The following is a 17,040-nucleotide window of genomic DNA, read 5'->3' as shown; positions in this document are numbered from 1 at the left end:
AGCGGAGCAATGAGCGCCAGCGCGCGCGCCGCCAGCGTCAATGCCTACCTCGACGAACTGGCTGGGCAACGCCGGCTGTCGCCGCACACCGTCAGCAACTATCGGCACGATCTCGAGACACTCTGCGCGCTGATCGGCGAATTGCCATCCGATTCCGGCTTCGCTGCCATCGAGACGCACCACATCCGCCGCTTCGTCGCCATCCTGCACACGCGTGGGCTCGGCGGCCGCTCGCTTGGCCGCACGCTGTCCGCGTGGCGCGGCTTCTATCGCTGGCTCGTCCAGCGCGGCATGACGACGCTGAATCCGGTCGACAGCGTGCGGCCGCCGAAGAGCCCGAAGGGGCTGCCGAAAGCCCTGTCGCCCGACGAAGCGAACCGCCTGTTGGCAGCGCAGAGCGAAAACCTGCTGGAAATCCGCGATCAGGCCATCTTCGAGCTCTTCTACTCGTCCGGCCTGCGCCTCGCCGAACTCGCCGCCCTCGACATCGGCTGCCTCGAAGACCTGCTCGCCGGCGAAGTGCGCGTCCTCGGCAAGCGCAACAAGCTGCGCATCGTCCCAGTCGGCAGCCAGGCCAGGGAGGCGGTGGCGCTCTGGGCCGGGCAGCGCGCCTGTCTCGCGGCAGCCGACGAAACCGCCCTCTTCGTCGGTCAGCGCGGCCGACGCCTGGGTGTGCGCATGATCCAGTTGCGCCTGCTGCGCCGGGGCCGCGCGCAGGGCTTGCCGGCGCGCGTGCATCCGCACATGCTGCGCCATTCGTTTGCCTCGCACGTCCTGCAATCCTCGGGCGACCTGCGCGCCGTCCAGGAGATGCTCGGCCACGCCAGCATCGCTTCGACGCAGGTCTACACCCATCTCGACTTCCAGCACCTGGCGGCGGTCTACGATCAGGCCCACCCGCGCGCCAAGCGCAAGCCGGAGTAGGTCCGTAGCCCGTAACCCGTAGGTTGGGTTAGCCCGCCAGGGCGTAACCCAACATCCGGCTGCTCGACAACCACGGCCTTCAAGTGGACCTCGATCCACCGGCAATGTTCATGCCCCAGCACCTGCTGCGCGCCAACAAGCAGTGGCTCGAACGCCGGCTGCGCGACCTCGGGCTGCTGGCCGGGGTAAACGACGCGGAATCGATGAGGCAATTGCGCGCACAAGTTGATGTAGCATGATTGGCTTCAATCGTATCGAAAACGGCTACCGGGGTGGAAACACCAGTCCTCGTTCCGGCGCATGCCAAGTTGGACAAGGCTGCTTCTTTACAAACACGCGCAGGCAATGCATCATCGGACTGACCAACCGGCGCTAGCCCGGACCTGATGGTTCATCCTGCGTTGCAGGGTCCTTTCGCGAAAAAATGGCTGCCAATCCGCAACAATCGCCGCTCAGCGGCCTCGCTCGTGCGCTGGTACAGGCTGGTCGGCTCAAAGAAGCCGAGGCGGAGTCCTTGCTTGTCCAGTCGATCGCCAGCAAGACGTCGCTGATCGAGCAAATGGTCGCCGCCAACAAGACGACCTTCCTCGACGTGGCGCGCTTCGCGGCAGACAAGTTCGGTTACCCGTTGCTCGATCTCGCCGCCATCGACGACGGGAATATCCAGAAGAATGCGGTGGACCGCAAGCTGATCGCGACTCATCGCGTCGTGCCTCTGCACAAACGTGGCAACCGCCTGGCCATCGCGATTGCCGATCCAACCAATCTGCGGGCGCTCGACGAAATCCGCTTTCAGACCGGCCTGGCGGTCGACCCGGTGATCGTCGAGGAAAACAAGCTTGGGCCGCTGGTTGCCAAACTGTCCGAGACGGTCGAAGAGAGCCTGAAAACTCTCGCCAGCGACGACATCAACCTCGAGTTTACCGATGAGCAGGCGCAGGACAAGGCCGATGAGGCCTCGAGTCTCGAGGTCGACGACGCGCCGGTGGTCAGGTTCATTCAGAAGATGTTGCTCGATGCCATCAATGAAGGGGCTTCCGACATCCATTTCGAGCCCTACGAAAAGAGCTATCGCATTCGCTTTCGAACCGATGGAATCCTGCGGGAAATCGCCTCGCCGCCGCTGGTCATCAAAGACAAGATCGCTTCGCGCATCAAGGTCATTTCTCGCCTCAACATCGCCGAGAAGCGTGTGCCACAGGATGGCAGGATGCGCCTGGTGCTGTCGAAAAGCCGGTCGATAGATTTCCGCGTCAGCACCTTGCCGACGATGTACGGTGAAAAGATCGTCTTGCGCATTCTCGATCCGAGCAGCGCCACCCTGGGTATCGACGCATTGGGTTATGAGCCCGAGCAGAAGAAGATTTTGCTCGACGCCATCCACCGGCCTTACGGAATGATTCTGGTGACCGGACCCACCGGTTCGGGGAAGACCGTTTCACTGTATACCTGTCTCAACATACTCAACCGGCCCGGGGTCAACATCGCCACGGCCGAAGACCCAGCCGAAATTCCCTTGCCGGGTATCAATCAGGTCAATGTCGACGACAAGGCGGGACTGACCTTTCCGATTGCCCTCAAGGCCTTTCTTCGCCAGGATCCGGACATCATCATGGTGGGTGAGATTCGCGACATCGAAACCGCGGAGATTGCGATCAAGGCGGCACAGACTGGCCACATGGTCCTGTCGACGCTGCACACCAACGATGCGCCGGCGACCCTGACCCGCCTGATGAATATGGGCATACCGACTTTCAATCTCGCTTCGAGCATCCTGTTGATCACGGCGCAACGGCTGGTTCGTCGGCTCTGCACCTGCAAGAGACCGCTCGAAACGCCGGTCGAGACACTCCTCAACGCCGGCTTCGAGGAGAGCGACCTCGATGGTACCTGGACCCTGTTCGGTCCGGGCGAATGCGAACGCTGCAAGGGGAGCGGCTACAAGGGACGGGTCGGCCTCTACGAGGTGATGCCGGTCACTGAAGCCATTCAGCGCATCATCATGGCCAACGGAACGGAACTCGACATTGCCATCCAGGCCAGGACGGAAGGCGTCAATGATCTGCGCCGCTCGGGCCTGCTGAAGGTCAAGCAGGGGCTCACCTCTCTCGACGAGGTTCTCGGCAGCACCAACGCGTGAAGATGAGGGAAGTGAGGGAAGAATGGCGACTGCACTGAAGCTGACGAAAAAGGCCGCACCGGAAGTCAAGGAGTATGTTTTCCTCTGGGAAGGCAAGAACAAGGCGGGCAAGGTCATCCGCGGCGAGCAGCGGGCCTCCAGCGTGACCGTCGTCCAGGCCACCCTGCGCCGCCAGGGGGTTGTGGTCAGCAAGATCACCAAACAGCGCTTCCGCGGTGGCAGGAAGATCAGCGAGAAGGACATCGCACTGTTTACGCGGCAGTTGGCGACGATGATGAAGGCCGGGGTGCCACTGCTGCAGACTTTCGAGATCGTCGGTCGCGGGCACGACAATCCAGCGGTTGGCAAACTGTTGCTCGACATCAAGGCCGACGTGGAAACCGGCAGTTCGCTGTCGCAGGCCTTTCGCAAGTACCCGCTGCACTTTGATCTTCTTTACTGCAATCTGGTTGCTGCCGGCGAACAGGCCGGCATTCTCGAAAGCCTCCTTGATCGCCTGGCGACCTACAAGGAGAAGATGATCGCCATCAAGTCCAAGATCAAGTCGGCTCTGTTCTATCCCGTGGCGATCATTGTCGTCGCCTTCATCATTACGGCCGTGATCATGATCTTCGTGATTCCGGCCTTCAAGGAGGTCTTCAAGAGTTTCGGTGCCGATCTGCCGGCGCCCACACAGATCGTCATTGCCATGTCCGACTTTGTCGTCGACTACTGGTGGGCGTTGTTCGGAGGCATTGCCGGTTCGGTCTTCGCTTTCTTCTACACGTGGAAACGCTCGGAAGCCATGCAGATCGCTTTCGATCGCATGTTCCTGCGAGTGCCTGTCTTTGGCGACATCATCCGCAAGTCGGTAATTGCCCGCTGGACACGCACGCTGGCGACCATGTTTGCTGCCGGCGTCCCTCTGGTCGAGTCCCTCGAATCCGTTGGCGGCGCCGCCGGCAACTATGTCTACAAGGTGGCGACCAGGCAGATCCAGAGCGAGGTCAGCACCGGTACGAGCCTTACCTCGGCGATGCAGAACGTCGAACTCTTCCCGAACATGGTGACGCAGATGGTGGCCATTGGCGAGGAATCCGGCGCCCTCGATTCGATGCTTGGCAAGGTTGCGGACTTCTTCGAGGCGGAGGTCGACGATGCGGTCGAGGCGCTCTCGAGCCTGATGGAGCCGATCATCATGGTCGTCCTCGGGGTGCTGATCGGCGGCATGGTGATCGCCATGTATCTGCCGATCTTCAAACTCGGCGCCGTTGTCGGCTGATGCCGGGCGCGCCGGCCGTCTTTGCGGACCCGCTGCTGTTCGCTCTCCTCAGCGGCGTCGTCGGACTGCTGGTCGGCAGTTTCCTCAATGTCGTCATCTATCGCCTGCCAAAGATGATGGATCGCGATTGGCGTGTCCATTGCGCCGAGCTGCGGGGCGAGGTGTTGCCGGAGCAGGAGCGGTTTTCGCTGGCCTGGCCCGGCTCGCGTTGCCCTGCTTGCGGGCACGCCATCACGGCCATGGAGAATGTTCCTGTCCTGAGCTGGCTCTTCTTGCGCGGCCGCTGTTCGGCGTGTCGGCAGCCGATATCGTCGCGCTATCCGCTGGTCGAGGCGATCAGCGGCCTGCTGTGCGCTTTCGCCGCGTTTCATTTCGGCTATGGCTGGGCGGCGGCGGGCGCCATGTTGTTGATCTGGTGCCTGATCGCCCTGACCTGCATCGATCTCGACACGTTGTTGCTGCCTGACTCGATTACCTTGCCCCTGCTGTGGGCCGGCCTCCTGTTCAACCTCTTCGGGACTTTCGCCGACCTGCACTCGGCGGTGATCGGCGCCGCCAGCGGCTATCTCTCGCTCTGGCTGGTCTACTGGGGCTTCAAGTTGACCACCGGCAAGGAAGGCATGGGCTATGGCGACTTCAAGCTGCTCGCTGCCCTCGGTGCCTGGTTCGGTTGGCAGATGCTGCCTCTGACGATCCTGCTGTCGTCCCTGTTGGGCGCCGTTGTCGGCATCGCAATGATCGTCGTCGCCAAACGCGGCCGCAGCGTGCCGATCCCGTTTGGTCCCTATCTGGCGGCAGCAGGCGGGCTTGCCTTGTTCTGGGGCAAACCGCTCACCCGCGCCTACGTCGGCCTGCTGTAGTCGTCCACGGGGTCGCCACCGGCTCCCTTCGCCCGCCTCCGGCGCGCGCGAAACGTCGTCGGGTCGCGTATAATCGGCGTCTTTTCAGCGTTTTCCGAAGGTTGTCCATGCCGATTTATGCGTATCGTTGCGCCGCTTGTGGTTTCGAGAACGATCACCTGCAGAAACTGAGCGACCCGGTGTTGCTCGTCTGTCCGCAGTGTGGGGAGGCGACCTACAGCAAGCAAGTGACGGCCGCCGGCTTCCAGCTTAAGGGCAGCGGCTGGTACGCCACCGATTTCAGGGATAGCGGCAAGAAGCCACCAAGCACGACGGAGCCGGCTTCGCCCGACAAACCGGCGAGTACTGAAAAGACGGCGAGCACCGAAAAGGCGGCGAGCACCGACAAGGCGGCGGTGCCGGCCTCCACGACGGGAGCTGGCGCGTGCGCCGACAATTGATCAAGCGCTATTTCATCACCGGCCTGCTGATCTGGGTGCCCTTGGCAATCACCGCCTGGGTACTGGCGCTGATCGTCGGCACGATGGACCAGTCGCTGCATCTCTTGCCGGCGGCCATTCACCCGCGCAATGTCTTCGGTTTCGACATTCCGGGCGTTGGTGCCGTCCTGACGCTTCTGGTCATCGTCGTCACCGGCTTGCTGGCGGCCAACTTCATCGGTCAGCGGCTGGTCGTCTGGTGGGAGCGCTTGCTGGCGCGCATTCCTGTCGTCAATTCAATCTACAACAGCGTCAAGCAGGTTTCCGACACTCTTTTCTCATCGTCGGGAAACGCGTTCCGCCAGGCGCTGCTGATCGAGTATCCACGTCGGGGCACGTGGACGATTGCCTTCCTGACCGGCACGCCGGGTGGCGAAGTGCTTCGCCATCTCGACGGTGAGCACGTCAGCGTCTATGTGCCGACGACGCCGAACCCGACCTCAGGTTTCTTTCTGATGCTGCCGAAGGCAGACGTCATTCCACTTGATATGAGCGTCGATACGGCGCTCAAATACGTAATCTCGATGGGCGTCGTGGCACCACCGGTTCGGCGGCAGTCCGCGACTGTCGCCACCACTGCCCCCACTATCTGATGCAAGGAAGCCTGGGAAACAGCATGCGTACTCATTACTGCGGACAAGTCAGCGCACGGATCATCGGCCAGGAGGTGACGCTCTGCGGTTGGGCACATCGTCGCCGCGACCACGGGGGAGTGATCTTCGTCGACCTGCGCGACCGCGAGGGTTTGGCGCAGGTGGTCTGCGATCCGGACCGACCGCTGATGTTCAAGACCGCCGAATCGGTACGCAGCGAGTTCTGTCTGCGCATCCGTGGCAAGGTGCGTGCTCGCCCGGAAGGTACCGTCAATGCCAACATCGCCAGTGGCGAGGTCGAGATACTCTGTCACGAGATGGAGATCCTGAATCCATCGCTGACGCCACCGTTTCAGCTCGACGACGAAAACCTTTCGGAGAATATCCGCCTGTTGCACCGGGTTCTCGACCTGCGCCGTCCGCAGATGCAGCAGAACATGCAACTCCGCTACAAGACCGCGCGTGCCTTCCGCCGCTTTCTCGACGATGCCGGTTTCATCGACATCGAAACGCCCATGCTCACCAAGAGTACTCCGGAGGGTGCTCGCGACTATCTGGTGCCGTCGCGAGTACATCCGGGACAGTTCTTCGCGCTTCCCCAATCGCCGCAGCTTTTCAAGCAGCTTCTCATGGTTGCCGGCTTTGACCGCTACTATCAGATCACCAAGTGCTTTCGCGACGAGGACTTGCGCGCCGATCGACAGCCCGAGTTTACCCAGGTGGACATCGAGACGTCGTTCATGGGCGAGGACGAGATCATCGAACTGATGGAGGAATTGATACGCGTCGTGTTCAGGGAAGCGATCGGCAGCACCCTGCCGAAGCCCTTCCCGCGCCTGCCCTATGGCGAGGCGATGGATCGCTACGGCTCCGACAAGCCGGATCTGCGCGTGACGCTCGAACTGGTAGACGTGACCGATGCGCTGAAGGACGTCTCTTTCAAGGTCTTTGCCAGCGTCGCCAACAGCCAGGGGGGCCGGATTGCCGCCTTGCGCATCCCGGGCGGGGCCAGCCTGACGCGCGGCGAGATCGACGCCTACACCCAGTTTGTCGGTATTTACGGCGCCAAGGGCCTCGCCTACATCAAGGTCAACGACGCGACGCAACTGAACGAGAACGGCCTGCAGTCGCCGATCGTCAAGAATCTCCATCCGGCGTCGCTGCAAACCATCGTCGGGCGGACCGGTGCGCAATCGGGCGATCTCATCTTCTTCGGCGCCGACAAGCGCAAGGTGGTCAATGATGCGCTGGGTGCCCTGCGCGTCAAGATCGGTCACGAGAAGGGTTTTCTCAATGGACACGCCTGGGAGCCAGTCTGGGTCGTCGATTTCCCGATGTTCGACTATGACGAGGAGGCGAGGCGCTGGACGGCCTGCCATCACCCCTTCACCAGTCCCAAGGACGAACATCTGCCTCGCCTCGAAACCGACCCCGGCAGTTGCCTCGCGAAGGCCTATGACCTGGCGTTGAACGGCTCCGAGTTGGGTGGTGGATCGGTGCGCATCCACCAGGCCGCCGTGCAGGAGAAGGTCTTCAAGGCGCTCGGCATCGGCGAAGAGGAGGCGCAGCAGAAGTTCGGGTTCCTGCTCGATGCGCTCAAGTACGGTGCGCCGCCACACGGCGGTCTGGCCTTTGGCCTGGATCGCATCGTCACGATGCTGGCCGGCGCCGAGTCGATCCGCGACGTGATCGCCTTCCCGAAGACCCAGCGTGCCCAGTGCCTGCTCACCGACGCGCCGAGCGGAGTCGATGACAAACAGTTGCGCGAACTGCACATCCGCCTGCGCCAGAAGGTCGAAACGCAGGTCGAGGTTGACAAGGGGTAGGCGGTGATGTCGAGAAGCAGCGCATTTCTCCGGCTCGTCGTGCTGGCGTGGCTACTCGGTCTGTTCGGCCTTGCCGACGTGGTGCATGCTCGCGAGGGCCAGTACCTGCGGACCATCGCGGTTGCCGATTTGCCACCGGAGGCGCAGCAAACCTTGCGCCTGATCCAGGCGGGCGGGCCGTTTCCGTATCCGCGCAAGGATGGCAGCACCTTCGGGAACTTCGAGCGGCGCCTACCCCTGCAGGCGCGCGGCTACTATCGCGAGTACACGGTGCGCACACCGGGCAGTCGTGACCGTGGACCGCGGCGGATTGTCGCTGGTCAGGGTCGCGATGGCAACGTTGCTACCTCAGGTGAGTATTACTACACAGACGATCACTACCGCAGCTTCTGGCGGATACGCGGAAACCCATGAGCTTGAGACCTCTGCAGACACTGCTTGAAGATTCCGGCCAGGCCGGTATCTACCACCTGCCGGGGAGCGGCCGGGCGACGGTCAGACGCGCCGCCGAAGCAGGCGGCCTGGCCTGCTTCGAGGTCAATGTCGCCGACACTGACCGAATGGATCTTGTCCTCGCTACGCTGGGACGGGGCCTCGACTTTCCCGAATGGTATGGCAACAACCTGGACGCCCTGAAGGACTGCCTCACCGACTTCTCCTGGTGCGAAGCTGCCGGCTACGTCCTCATCATCTCGCACGCCGAGGCCCTGCAGGCTGCCGATCCGGCGGCGTTCAAGGCGCTCAACGAGGTTTTTGGCGCGGCTATTGCGGAGTGGCGGTCGCAGGATTTTCCGTTGTGGGTTTTCTACGATCTGCGTTCGGATGGACTGGCGACACTGCCGACGCTGGCATGACCCGGTTCAAGCGGCCGGTGTCGGTTCTCGTCGTGATACATTCGGCGGATCTGCAGGTTCTGCTGCTTGAGCGCGCGACGCATGTGGGCTACTGGCAGTCGGTAACCGGTAGTCAGGAGGGGTCGGAAACGCTGCTGGCAACCGCTGTTCGGGAAGTTGCCGAGGAGACGGGTATCCGGGCAGTACCGGCGGATTTGCGCGACTGGCAGCTCACCAACCGCTACGAGATCTTCGCCGAGTGGCGCCACCGCTATCCACCCGGCGTGCTGTACAACACCGAACACGTCTTTTCGCTGCAGCTTCCGGCCGTCCGTCCGGTGACGATTGCTTACGGCGAGCACGTGAACGCGTGCTGGTTGCCCTGGGACGAGGCGGCAGCAAAGTGCTTTTCGTGGAGCAACCGCGATGCGATTCTCATGTTGCCGGAGCGGACTGGCGAGCAGTGGCAATAAGGCGTTTCTCCAGGCAGACCGGGCAGTAGCAACGGCCTGCGCTTTCCGGGGCGACGCCTAGTGCTGGCTTGTCCATGCACCAGCACGACACCAGACCCGCCGCAGCGCCACAGAGGAACGGCGCTCCGCAGCCTACGCAGCAGGGCTTGTCCGTTTGCTCCCCAGGTGCCGTCATCTGCGTGCTCAACCTTTCGCCAGGAGTTCTTCGGCGACCCAGCGTCGGAGCAGGCCGGCCGCTGTCATGGCCGGTTCCGGATCGCCTGATTCGGCGATGAGCAGGCACCATTCGGCAAAGCTCATCGCCTGTGTAAGCGCCGTCAGCGCCGCCGCCTCGCCCGCGTCTGCGGAGCGCCAGCGGCAATCGAGCGCCGGGCGCCAGATCAGCAGGGCGTGCGGGAGCGCTTGCGGTTCTTCGGTCGTGGCGTCGGCATCGTCGTTGAGCGCCTTCCAGATCGGTTCGACGCTCCACGACAGGTTGACCACCCGCAGGGAAGGCGTCGGCTGCAAGCGCAGGGCCGGCCAGTCTTCAGGCCGTAGCGAGGCGAGATCACTCAGAGTAAGTGGCACAGCCTCGGTGGCGTCGAAAGCCGCACGTATCGTCCAGTCCATCCTCGCCAGATCGACCAGCGCCGGGTGTGGCAGTCGCTCGACTGTGCCGGCGAGAAAGTCTGCCAATGCGTGGCCGAACCAGCGGATCGAGCGAAAGGGTGACGGATGGCAGTCAATGTAGTCTTGCGCCAGGGTCGCGAACGCGTCGTCGCCGAGTGCCCGGTGGAGCACCGGGAAGTTGTCGCGCAGCGCAGCCGCCAGGCGCGCACGGTAAGCCTGGACGTACAGGTCGTAACCGCCGCCCAACTGGTGGGGCTCCCCGGCAGCGAACAACTCACCGGGGGTCGTCGCACACAAAACGGCTTGCTGGAAACGCTGCTGCAGTTCGGCGAGCGCGCTCACGCGGCATGCCTCCGGTCGCTGAGGGTGCTCCCTGCCAGCGCGCGTGCGACGTCGAGTTCATCGATCAACTCGCTCAAGGGCGGGATATTGTCGTCACGTTCGATCATTGTCGGCACCGGCCCGAGCCGCTGCAAGGTATGCGCGTAGAGATCCCAGACTGCTGCGCAGACCGGGTGATCGTGCGTGTCGATGATGTACGTTCCATGATCCTCGTGCCCGGCGAGATGGATCTGGCGAACGGCAGCGGCCGGCATTGCGTCGATGAAGCGGTGCGGATCGAAGCCATGGTTGACGCTGCTCACATAGACGTTGTTGACGTCGAGCAGGATCTCACAGCCCGTTCGGGCGACGAGTTCGCAGATGAACTCCCACTCGCTCATCTCGTCGGCACGGTAACGCACATAGCTCGAAACGTTCTCGAGCACCAGGGGGCGGCCAAGGACCTCCTGCACCTGGGCCACGCGCGGCGCCAAGTGCTGCAAGGCGGCTTCGTTGTAGGGCAGCGGCAGCAAGTCATGCAGGTTAACCGAATCGGTTCCCGTCCAGCAAAGATGGTCCGACACCCAGGCTGGCTCGATCCTTTCGGCCAGCGCCTTGATCTGACGGAGGTAGGACTGGTCAAGAACATCGTTGCTGCCGATCGACAGCGAGACACCGTGCATCACCATGGGATAGTCGCGGCGGATGCGATCGAGAAAATGGAGGGGTTTGCCGCCATCAACCAGATAGTTCTCCGAAATGATCTCCAGCCAGTCCACCCCCTGTGGCGCGGCGACGAAATCGCCGTAGTGGTCGGTACGCAAACCCAGGCCGAAACCTTCGATCACCTTGCTCACGGCGCTTGTCTCCTTTCGGTCGGCGGGTTCGGCGGCACGACCGCTCGCTGGCGGTCATGCCTGAACCTCGTTTCTACTTGACTACCTTGCCACCCGCATCCGTACATTCCTTGGCGCTGGCCTTGACGACCCAGCCCTGACCCTTGCAGGCGTTCATTCCCTTGCATTCGCTCTTGGCCGTCTTGCACTCGGAACTCCCCTTGCAGGAGTTGACTCCGGCGCAGTGAACGGGGCTTCCTTCTGCCGCGCTGACGGTTGGTGCCACGAAAGTGCCAGCGGCGAACAGGGCGGCCGCAGCGGCGGCGATGGCTACTCCAGACAGTTGATGTGACATCTCGCTTCTCCTTGTAGTGGGTTTGATCACGTCAGCGCCGGCGACGCCGGATTCGACAATCGCTTCCCTGACGCTGCTTAGACGCATCGAAGCGACAATTACTTACAGGCAACGAAAAAAAATCGGCTGCTGCTCGTTCGGGCGACGCGAAATCACCACGTAGGCCATCGGTCGATCTGGCGACCGAAATCGTCGTCGGCCTCCCGGCGAACTTTTTGCGGGATTGGCACTCTCAGGTGGCGAGTGCTAAAATTGCTATACCAACTCGCAAGGAGGAATCGATCCAAATGACGCACGCCCTGGCTTTACCGACCGTTTCGGCGGTCGGCAGCATTGATGCCTATATCCAGGCGGCCAGACAGTTTCCCATGCTGACGCAGGAGGAGGAGTTTCGTCTAGCCACCCGTTTTCGTGACGACAGCGATCTCGATGCGGCACGACAGTTGGTGCTTTCCCATCTTCGGCTGGTAATCTCGATCGCGCGAGGCTACCTGGGGTACGGTCTGCCGCACGCCGACCTGATCCAGGAGGGCAATATCGGCTTGATGAAAGCGGTCAAGCGCTTCGATCCGGCGCACGGTGTCCGGCTGGTGTCGTTCGCCATCCACTGGATCAAGGCGGAGATTCACGAGTACGTCCTGAAGAACTGGCGGATGGTCAAGCTGGCCACGACCAAGGCGCAGCGCAAGCTGTTTTTCAACCTGCGTAGCATGAAGGCGAACAGCGAGGCACTCAGCCCGGGGCAGGTCACTGACATTGCTCACCGCCTGAGCGTCAAGCCTGAAGAAGTGAGCGAAATGGAGGCGCGCCTGACGGGGCACGACCTGGCGCTGGACGGCGATAGCGATGATGACGAAGTGTTTGCCCCAATCTCCTATCTCGCCGACCATTCGAGCGAACCCGTGCATGTCCTTGAGGCGCGTGCGCGCGAGCGCTTGCACAATGAGGGCCTACAGGGTGCCTTGGCGAGCCTGGATCCGCGCAGCCGTCGGATTGTCGAGGCGCGCTGGCTGACCGACGAAAGCCCGGCAACCCTGCACGAGTTGGCGGCTGAGTTTGGTGTGTCCGCCGAACGAATCCGTCAGGTCGAAGTCAAGGCGATGCAGAAAATGCGCGCCAGTTTGGCGCCGTTGGTGGCCGACGCCTAGGACCGGGCGGCGCCAAGGACAAGAAAGGCCGGCTCGTCCGGCCTTTTTCGTGTGGGTTGTTCGCTGCAACAAGGTCCCCGCAAGCGCCTTCTTCATTGCGGCTGAAGGCCGCGTCAAATGGTCGCACCTGCGATTGCTGCGCTGCGTCATAGCGCCTTCGCAAGGCGAATGCAATCATAATGTTAGCCCTGTTTCTTGCCAACAAAGTCCGCATCCGTGTTAATCTTTCGGCCTCGATGCCTTGATGTGCGTCAAGTTCAGCCGGACTGCTCGCGAAGTCCGGCCATTCGGGAGGGGTGATGAGCTTGGTTGCAGTACAGACGCTTGCGGGCCGAACGTGGGTGGCCCGCCCGAACCACTCGCTCTCAGTGGTTGGACGCCGGCGGCTGTTTCTCGTCACGGCGGGGGTGTCCGGGGGTATCGCTTTCGCTTTTTCCTGTTTTGGCGCGTGGCCGGTGCTTCCTTTCGCTGGTGTCGAGCTCCTGTTCCTTTGGTGGGCGCTGCGCCGGAGTGAGTCGATGGCGGACGACTTCGAGAGAATCACCCTCGAATCGGGGCAGCTGACAATCGAGACGCGCCGCGGCGCGCAGGTGGAGCGCCATGAGTTCCAGCCCTACTGGGCGCGCCTGCAGTTTGTAAAGCCACCCGGACAGCATTGTCATCGCCTGCTGATCCGCTCGCATGGCAAGGAGGTCGAGGTGGGCAGCCTGTTGACGGAAGAGCAGAAGCTGGCGCTTGCCGAAGAGCTGCAACAAAACCTGGGTGCCGCCTAGGCCCGACCAAGTACTCCAAGGAGACAAATTGAAGATTCTTTATCGTTTCTGCCTGCGGGCGGGTATTTCCTTGTCAGGCCTGCTCTTGGCAGTCCTTCCATCGCTGGCGCATGCTGACTACAGCTGGAACTTTCCAACGCCGGTGACACCGATCGCCCGCGACACGCTGGAGATTCACAATCATTTCATGATTGTCATTACCATCCTGTTCGTTGTCGTCTTCGGGATAATGATCTATTCGATGGTCAAGCACCGGAAGAGCGTCGGTCATCAACCCGCCCGGTTTACCGGGCCGACCGGCACCGTACAGTGGATTTGGGCGCTGGTGCCGTTTGCGATATTGCTGTTTATCGACTACGTTCTGATGGGTATCCCCGCCTACCATGCCGTTCTCGACATGGAGGACACCCGCACCAAGGCGGACATGGTGCTCAAGGTCACCGGCATGCAGTGGAAATGGCAGTACGAGTATCCGGACAGCGGCATCAAGTATCTGAGCACCACGAGCACGCCGCGCGAGCAGATCGCCAACAAGGAAGCCAAGGGTGAGCACTACCTGCTCGAGGTGGACAATCCGGTGGTGCTGCCGGTGGGCAAGAAGGTGCGCATTCTGTTGACCTCGACCGATGTCATTCACACGTGGTGGGTGCCACAGTTCGGCGTCAAGCGCGACGCCATCCCGGGCTTCCTGCGCGAAACCTGGGTCAAGATCGAGCAGCCGGGCACTTACCGCGGTCAATGCGCCGAGCTTTGCGGCAAGGACCATGGCTTCATGCCGGTGGTCGTGCATGCCGTACCGGAGCCGGAGTATCTCGCTTGGGTTGACGAGAAGAAGAGCAAACTTGCCGCCGCGGCTGCCGGATCCGACAAGACCTGGAGCAAGGAAGACCTCCTGGCCGCCGGCAAGGATGTGTATGAAAAGCAGTGTGCGGTCTGCCACCAGTCGGAAGGCCAGGGTCTGGCTCCCGCCTTCCCGGCACTCGCTGGCAGCAAGATCGTGACTGGCCCGCTGCTCTCACCCGAGGGCAAACTGCTCAAGGACAGCCATGTTGACCGCGTCCTGAACGGCAAGGAAGGCACGGCCATGCAGGCATTCAAGAACACACTGTCCGACACCGACCTGGCAGCCGTCATTACCTACGAGCGCAACAGTTTTGGCAACAAGAAGGGTGACCTGATCCAGCCGGCTCAGATCAAGTCCCTACGCTAACGCCCAGGAATCAGGAGATTACCATGAGCACTGCACCCTCTATCGAGCACGAAACCGGTCACGGTCATCACGCCGAACCCTACCAGGGCGGGGTGATGCGCTGGTTGACGACGACCAACCACAAGGACATCGGCACGATGTACCTGACCTTCGCGCTGATCATGTTCTTCATTGGCGGTGCGATGATCCTCGCCGTGCGTGCCGAGTTGTTCCAGCCCGGCCTGCAGTTGATGCAACCGGAGTTCTTCAACCAATTGATCGGCGTGCATGCGCTGGTGATGATCTTTGCCGCGTTGATGCCGGCCGCCACCGGGTTTGCCAACTGGCAGATCCCGTTGATGATCGGGGCGCCGGACATGGCTCTGCCGCGCATCAACAACTGGGGCTTCTGGCTGTTGCCGCCGGCTGCCGCGCTGCTCACCCTGCCCTTCATCCTGGCGTTGTTCGGTATCGGTGACGGCGCGGTCAACACCGGCTGGACGCTCTATGCGCCCCTCTCGGTGCAGGGTGGCATGGGTGTCGACTTCGCCATCTTCTCGATTCACATCCTGGGTGTTTCGTCGATCCTGGGATCGATCAACATCATCGTCACGATCTTCAACCTGCGTGCCCCTGGCATGACGATGATGAAGCTGCCGCTCTTTGCCTGGGGCTGGCTGATCACCGCCTTCCTGCTGATCGCCACGATTCCCGTGTTGGCCGGTGCGGTGACGATGCTGCTCACCGATCGCCACTTCGGCACCAGTTTTTTCAATGCCGCCGGGGGTGGCGATCCGATCCTTTTTCAGCACTTGTTCTGGTTCTTCGGCCACCCCGAGGTCTACATTCTGTTGCTGCCGATCTGGGGTCTCATCCCGCACGTTCTCGGCACCTTCTCGCGCAAGCCGATCTACGGCTACAAGGCGCAGGTTTATTCCTTCATCGCCATCGGCGTGCTTTCGGTAGTCGTTTGGGCGCACCACTTTTTCACTGCCGGCATGCCTGTACCGGCACTCCTCTACTTCATGTACAGCACGATGTTCATCTCCCTGCCGCTGGCGGTGCTTTTCTTCTGCTGGGTGGCGACGATGTGGCGGGGTGCCATGACTTTTGAGACTCCGATGCTTTTTGCGCAAGGCTTCATCGTTCTCTTCGGCCTGGCAGGCCTGACCGGTCTGGTGCTGGCCGACGTCGCGGCGGATGCGCAGTATCATCACAGCTATTTCGTCGTCGCGCATTTTCACTACGCTCTTTTTGCCGGCGGTATCATGGGCGTTATGACCGGTGTCTACTACTGGCTGCCGAAATGGACTGGTCACATGTTCAGCGAAACGCTCGGCAAGTGGCACTTCTGGCTGACGGTCATCTCGTTCAACCTGACGTTCATGCCGCAGTTCTTCCTGGGTCTGGCCGGCATGCCGCGTCGGATTCCGGACTACGCCCTGCAGTTCGCGGAGTTCAATGCCATTTCGACGGTGGGTGCCTTCATCCTCGGTTTCTCGCAGCTGATTTTCGCTTACAACATCTGGAAGTGCGTCAAGGGAGGCACGAAGGCCACCGACAAGGTGTGGGAGGGCGCCGATGGACTTGAATGGGACCTTTCATCGCCGCCGCCACATCACTCCTGGGAAATCCAGCCGGTGATCAAGTGATCGCGACGAGACAGCAAGGGGACGTGGAGATGGATTTGCCGCAGGGGTTCACCCCCGAGGAACTCGGTCGTCGCCGGGCAGCGAGTCGGCGACTGGCCTGGATACTCGGCCTGGCGGCCCTGGCGATCTATCTTCTCGGCTTCATTTACTACAGGCCGTGAGATGATGGAAAACGGTATCGCTCGCAACGATGCTCCGCTGCCCATGCGCAACAACCGCGCCCTGGTGGTGAAGCTCCTGTTGGTCGTTGCCGCTGCCTTTGCCTTCGGCTTCGCACTGGTGCCGCTCTACGACGTGCTGTGTGCAGCGACCGGGTTCAACGGCAAGACCAGCCAGGGAAAACTGGGCGTCGGCGGGATCTCTGGTCCGGCGGCAGCGCCCTCGCGCATCGACGCGACGCGCATCGTCACTGTCGAGTTTACCGGAACGGTGATGCCGGGCTTGCCGTGGGAGATGCGTCCGCTGACCACCAGCCTCGATCTGCACCCAGGGGAGTTGCATCAGGCGAAGTTCCTGGTGCATAACAGTTCCGATCGGGCAATTGTCGGTCAGGCAGTTCCCAGCGTCTCTCCAGGCCAGGCCGCGCAGCATTTCGAGAAACTCGACTGCTTCTGTTTTTCGCAGCAAACACTCGCGCCGGGCGAAACCAAGGAGTTGCCGCTGACCTTCATCGTCAAGCCGGAGATCGACGAAAGTATCCGCACCGTGACCCTGTCCTACGCATTCTTCAATGTTGATGGCCAGAAATAAGCTCCTCAAGAAAGAGAG

Annotated in this window: 21 protein-coding genes; 17 read left to right on the top strand and 4 right to left on the bottom strand. The window is 61.8% G+C overall.

All coding sequences use genetic code 11. The features are described from left to right. Positions 1 to 9: 9 nt before the first annotated feature. From xerC to nudB, 11 genes are all read left to right on the top strand, one after another. Positions 10 to 924 carry a tyrosine recombinase XerC gene (gene xerC, locus CAP2UW1_RS20730; protein ID WP_015768574.1) on the top strand — a complete coding sequence of 305 codons (915 nt, stop codon included), beginning with the start codon at positions 10 to 12 and terminating at the stop codon, positions 922 to 924. Positions 925 to 1,034: 110 nt separating this feature from the next. Continuing rightward, positions 1,035 to 1,163, top strand: coding sequence for a hypothetical protein (locus CAP2UW1_RS26265; protein WP_291911647.1), 129 nt, complete (start codon positions 1,035 to 1,037; stop codon positions 1,161 to 1,163). Between the two features lie 185 nt (positions 1,164 to 1,348). Further along, the gene (gene pilB / locus CAP2UW1_RS20725) at positions 1,349 to 3,064 is read left to right on the top strand and encodes a type IV-A pilus assembly ATPase PilB (RefSeq protein ID WP_015768572.1); all 1,716 of its coding nucleotides are present in this window, start codon (positions 1,349 to 1,351) and stop codon (positions 3,062 to 3,064) included. Positions 3,065 to 3,086: 22 nt separating this feature from the next. Beyond that, positions 3,087 to 4,325 carry a type II secretion system F family protein gene (locus CAP2UW1_RS20720; RefSeq protein ID WP_015768571.1) on the top strand — a complete coding sequence of 413 codons (1,239 nt, stop codon included), beginning with the start codon at positions 3,087 to 3,089 and terminating at the stop codon, positions 4,323 to 4,325. Continuing rightward, complete coding sequence (locus CAP2UW1_RS20715; protein ID WP_015768570.1) at positions 4,325 to 5,185, top strand: prepilin peptidase; 861 nt, start codon at positions 4,325 to 4,327, stop codon at positions 5,183 to 5,185. Before CAP2UW1_RS20720 ends, CAP2UW1_RS20715 begins: the two co-directional genes overlap by 1 nt. Before the next feature lie 107 nt (positions 5,186 to 5,292). Continuing rightward, positions 5,293 to 5,625, top strand: coding sequence for an FmdB family zinc ribbon protein (locus CAP2UW1_RS20710; protein ID WP_015768569.1), 333 nt, complete (start codon positions 5,293 to 5,295; stop codon positions 5,623 to 5,625). Beyond that, complete coding sequence (locus CAP2UW1_RS20705; RefSeq protein ID WP_015768568.1) at positions 5,610 to 6,257, top strand: DUF502 domain-containing protein; 648 nt, start codon at positions 5,610 to 5,612, stop codon at positions 6,255 to 6,257. The genes CAP2UW1_RS20710 and CAP2UW1_RS20705 overlap by 16 nt, the downstream gene beginning before the upstream one ends. Before the next feature lie 23 nt (positions 6,258 to 6,280). Next, entirely contained in the window at positions 6,281 to 8,083 is a 1,803-nt protein-coding gene (gene aspS / locus CAP2UW1_RS20700) for an aspartate--tRNA ligase (protein WP_015768567.1), read from the top strand. 6 nt (positions 8,084 to 8,089) lie between these two features. Beyond that, positions 8,090 to 8,497 carry a ribonuclease domain-containing protein gene (locus CAP2UW1_RS20695; protein ID WP_015768566.1) on the top strand — a complete coding sequence of 136 codons (408 nt, stop codon included), beginning with the start codon at positions 8,090 to 8,092 and terminating at the stop codon, positions 8,495 to 8,497. Continuing rightward, positions 8,494 to 8,937, top strand: coding sequence for a barstar family protein (locus CAP2UW1_RS24180; RefSeq protein ID WP_015768565.1), 444 nt, complete (start codon positions 8,494 to 8,496; stop codon positions 8,935 to 8,937). Before CAP2UW1_RS20695 ends, CAP2UW1_RS24180 begins: the two co-directional genes overlap by 4 nt. Then, positions 8,934 to 9,389 (top strand): dihydroneopterin triphosphate diphosphatase, encoded by a 456-nt coding sequence (gene nudB / locus CAP2UW1_RS20685; protein WP_015768564.1) that lies wholly within the window; start codon positions 8,934 to 8,936, stop codon positions 9,387 to 9,389. Before CAP2UW1_RS24180 ends, nudB begins: the two co-directional genes overlap by 4 nt. Here nudB and CAP2UW1_RS26260 read toward each other — a convergent pair. The 4 genes from CAP2UW1_RS26260 to bufA2 all read right to left on the bottom strand — a co-directional run bounded on the left by CAP2UW1_RS26260 (position 9,352) and on the right by bufA2 (position 11,510). Further along, entirely contained in the window at positions 9,352 to 9,564 is a 213-nt protein-coding gene (locus CAP2UW1_RS26260) for a cysteine-rich CWC family protein (RefSeq protein WP_081444240.1), read from the bottom strand. The two genes, nudB and CAP2UW1_RS26260, sit on opposite strands and share 38 nt — an antisense overlap. A gap of 8 nt (positions 9,565 to 9,572) precedes the next feature. Then, a complete protein-coding gene (locus CAP2UW1_RS20680) occupies positions 9,573 to 10,340 on the bottom strand; it encodes an HvfC/BufC N-terminal domain-containing protein (protein ID WP_015768563.1) in 768 nt (255 codons plus the stop codon). Next, entirely contained in the window at positions 10,337 to 11,176 is an 840-nt protein-coding gene (gene bufB / locus CAP2UW1_RS20675; protein ID WP_015768562.1) for an MNIO family bufferin maturase, read from the bottom strand. The genes CAP2UW1_RS20680 and bufB overlap by 4 nt, the downstream gene beginning before the upstream one ends. 73 nt (positions 11,177 to 11,249) lie before the next feature. Continuing rightward, a complete protein-coding gene (bufA2, locus tag CAP2UW1_RS20670) occupies positions 11,250 to 11,510 on the bottom strand; it encodes a BufA2 family periplasmic bufferin-type metallophore (protein WP_015768561.1) in 261 nt (86 codons plus the stop codon). A gap of 287 nt (positions 11,511 to 11,797) precedes the next feature. Between bufA2 and rpoH the strand changes: the two genes are divergently transcribed. The 6 genes from rpoH to CAP2UW1_RS20645 all read left to right on the top strand — a co-directional run bounded on the left by rpoH (position 11,798) and on the right by CAP2UW1_RS20645 (position 17,022). Next, positions 11,798 to 12,658: an RNA polymerase sigma factor RpoH gene (rpoH, locus tag CAP2UW1_RS20665; protein WP_015768560.1), complete on the top strand. Its 861-nt coding sequence runs from the start codon at positions 11,798 to 11,800 to the stop codon at positions 12,656 to 12,658. Positions 12,659 to 12,957: 299 nt separating this feature from the next. Next, complete coding sequence (locus CAP2UW1_RS24830; protein ID WP_015768559.1) at positions 12,958 to 13,431, top strand: DUF2244 domain-containing protein; 474 nt, start codon at positions 12,958 to 12,960, stop codon at positions 13,429 to 13,431. A 28-nt stretch (positions 13,432 to 13,459) separates the two neighbouring features. Beyond that, the gene (coxB, locus tag CAP2UW1_RS20655) at positions 13,460 to 14,641 is read left to right on the top strand and encodes a cytochrome c oxidase subunit II (RefSeq protein ID WP_015768558.1); all 1,182 of its coding nucleotides are present in this window, start codon (positions 13,460 to 13,462) and stop codon (positions 14,639 to 14,641) included. Positions 14,642 to 14,664: 23 nt separating this feature from the next. After that, on the top strand, positions 14,665 to 16,272 hold the full coding sequence (ctaD, locus tag CAP2UW1_RS20650) for a cytochrome c oxidase subunit I (protein ID WP_015768557.1): 1,608 nt from the start codon (positions 14,665 to 14,667) through the stop codon (positions 16,270 to 16,272). Positions 16,273 to 16,301: 29 nt separating this feature from the next. Then, the gene (locus tag CAP2UW1_RS26255; protein ID WP_291911655.1) at positions 16,302 to 16,433 is read left to right on the top strand and encodes a hypothetical protein; all 132 of its coding nucleotides are present in this window, start codon (positions 16,302 to 16,304) and stop codon (positions 16,431 to 16,433) included. A 1-nt stretch (position 16,434) separates the two neighbouring features. Further along, positions 16,435 to 17,022: a cytochrome c oxidase assembly protein gene (locus CAP2UW1_RS20645; protein ID WP_015768556.1), complete on the top strand. Its 588-nt coding sequence runs from the start codon at positions 16,435 to 16,437 to the stop codon at positions 17,020 to 17,022. Positions 17,023 to 17,040 lie beyond the last annotated feature (18 nt).

This window comes from Candidatus Accumulibacter phosphatis (assembly GCF_000024165.1).
Taxonomy (GTDB): Bacteria; Pseudomonadota; Gammaproteobacteria; order Burkholderiales; family Rhodocyclaceae; genus Accumulibacter; species Accumulibacter phosphatis.
This window is presented reverse-complemented; position numbering and strand designations above follow the sequence as displayed.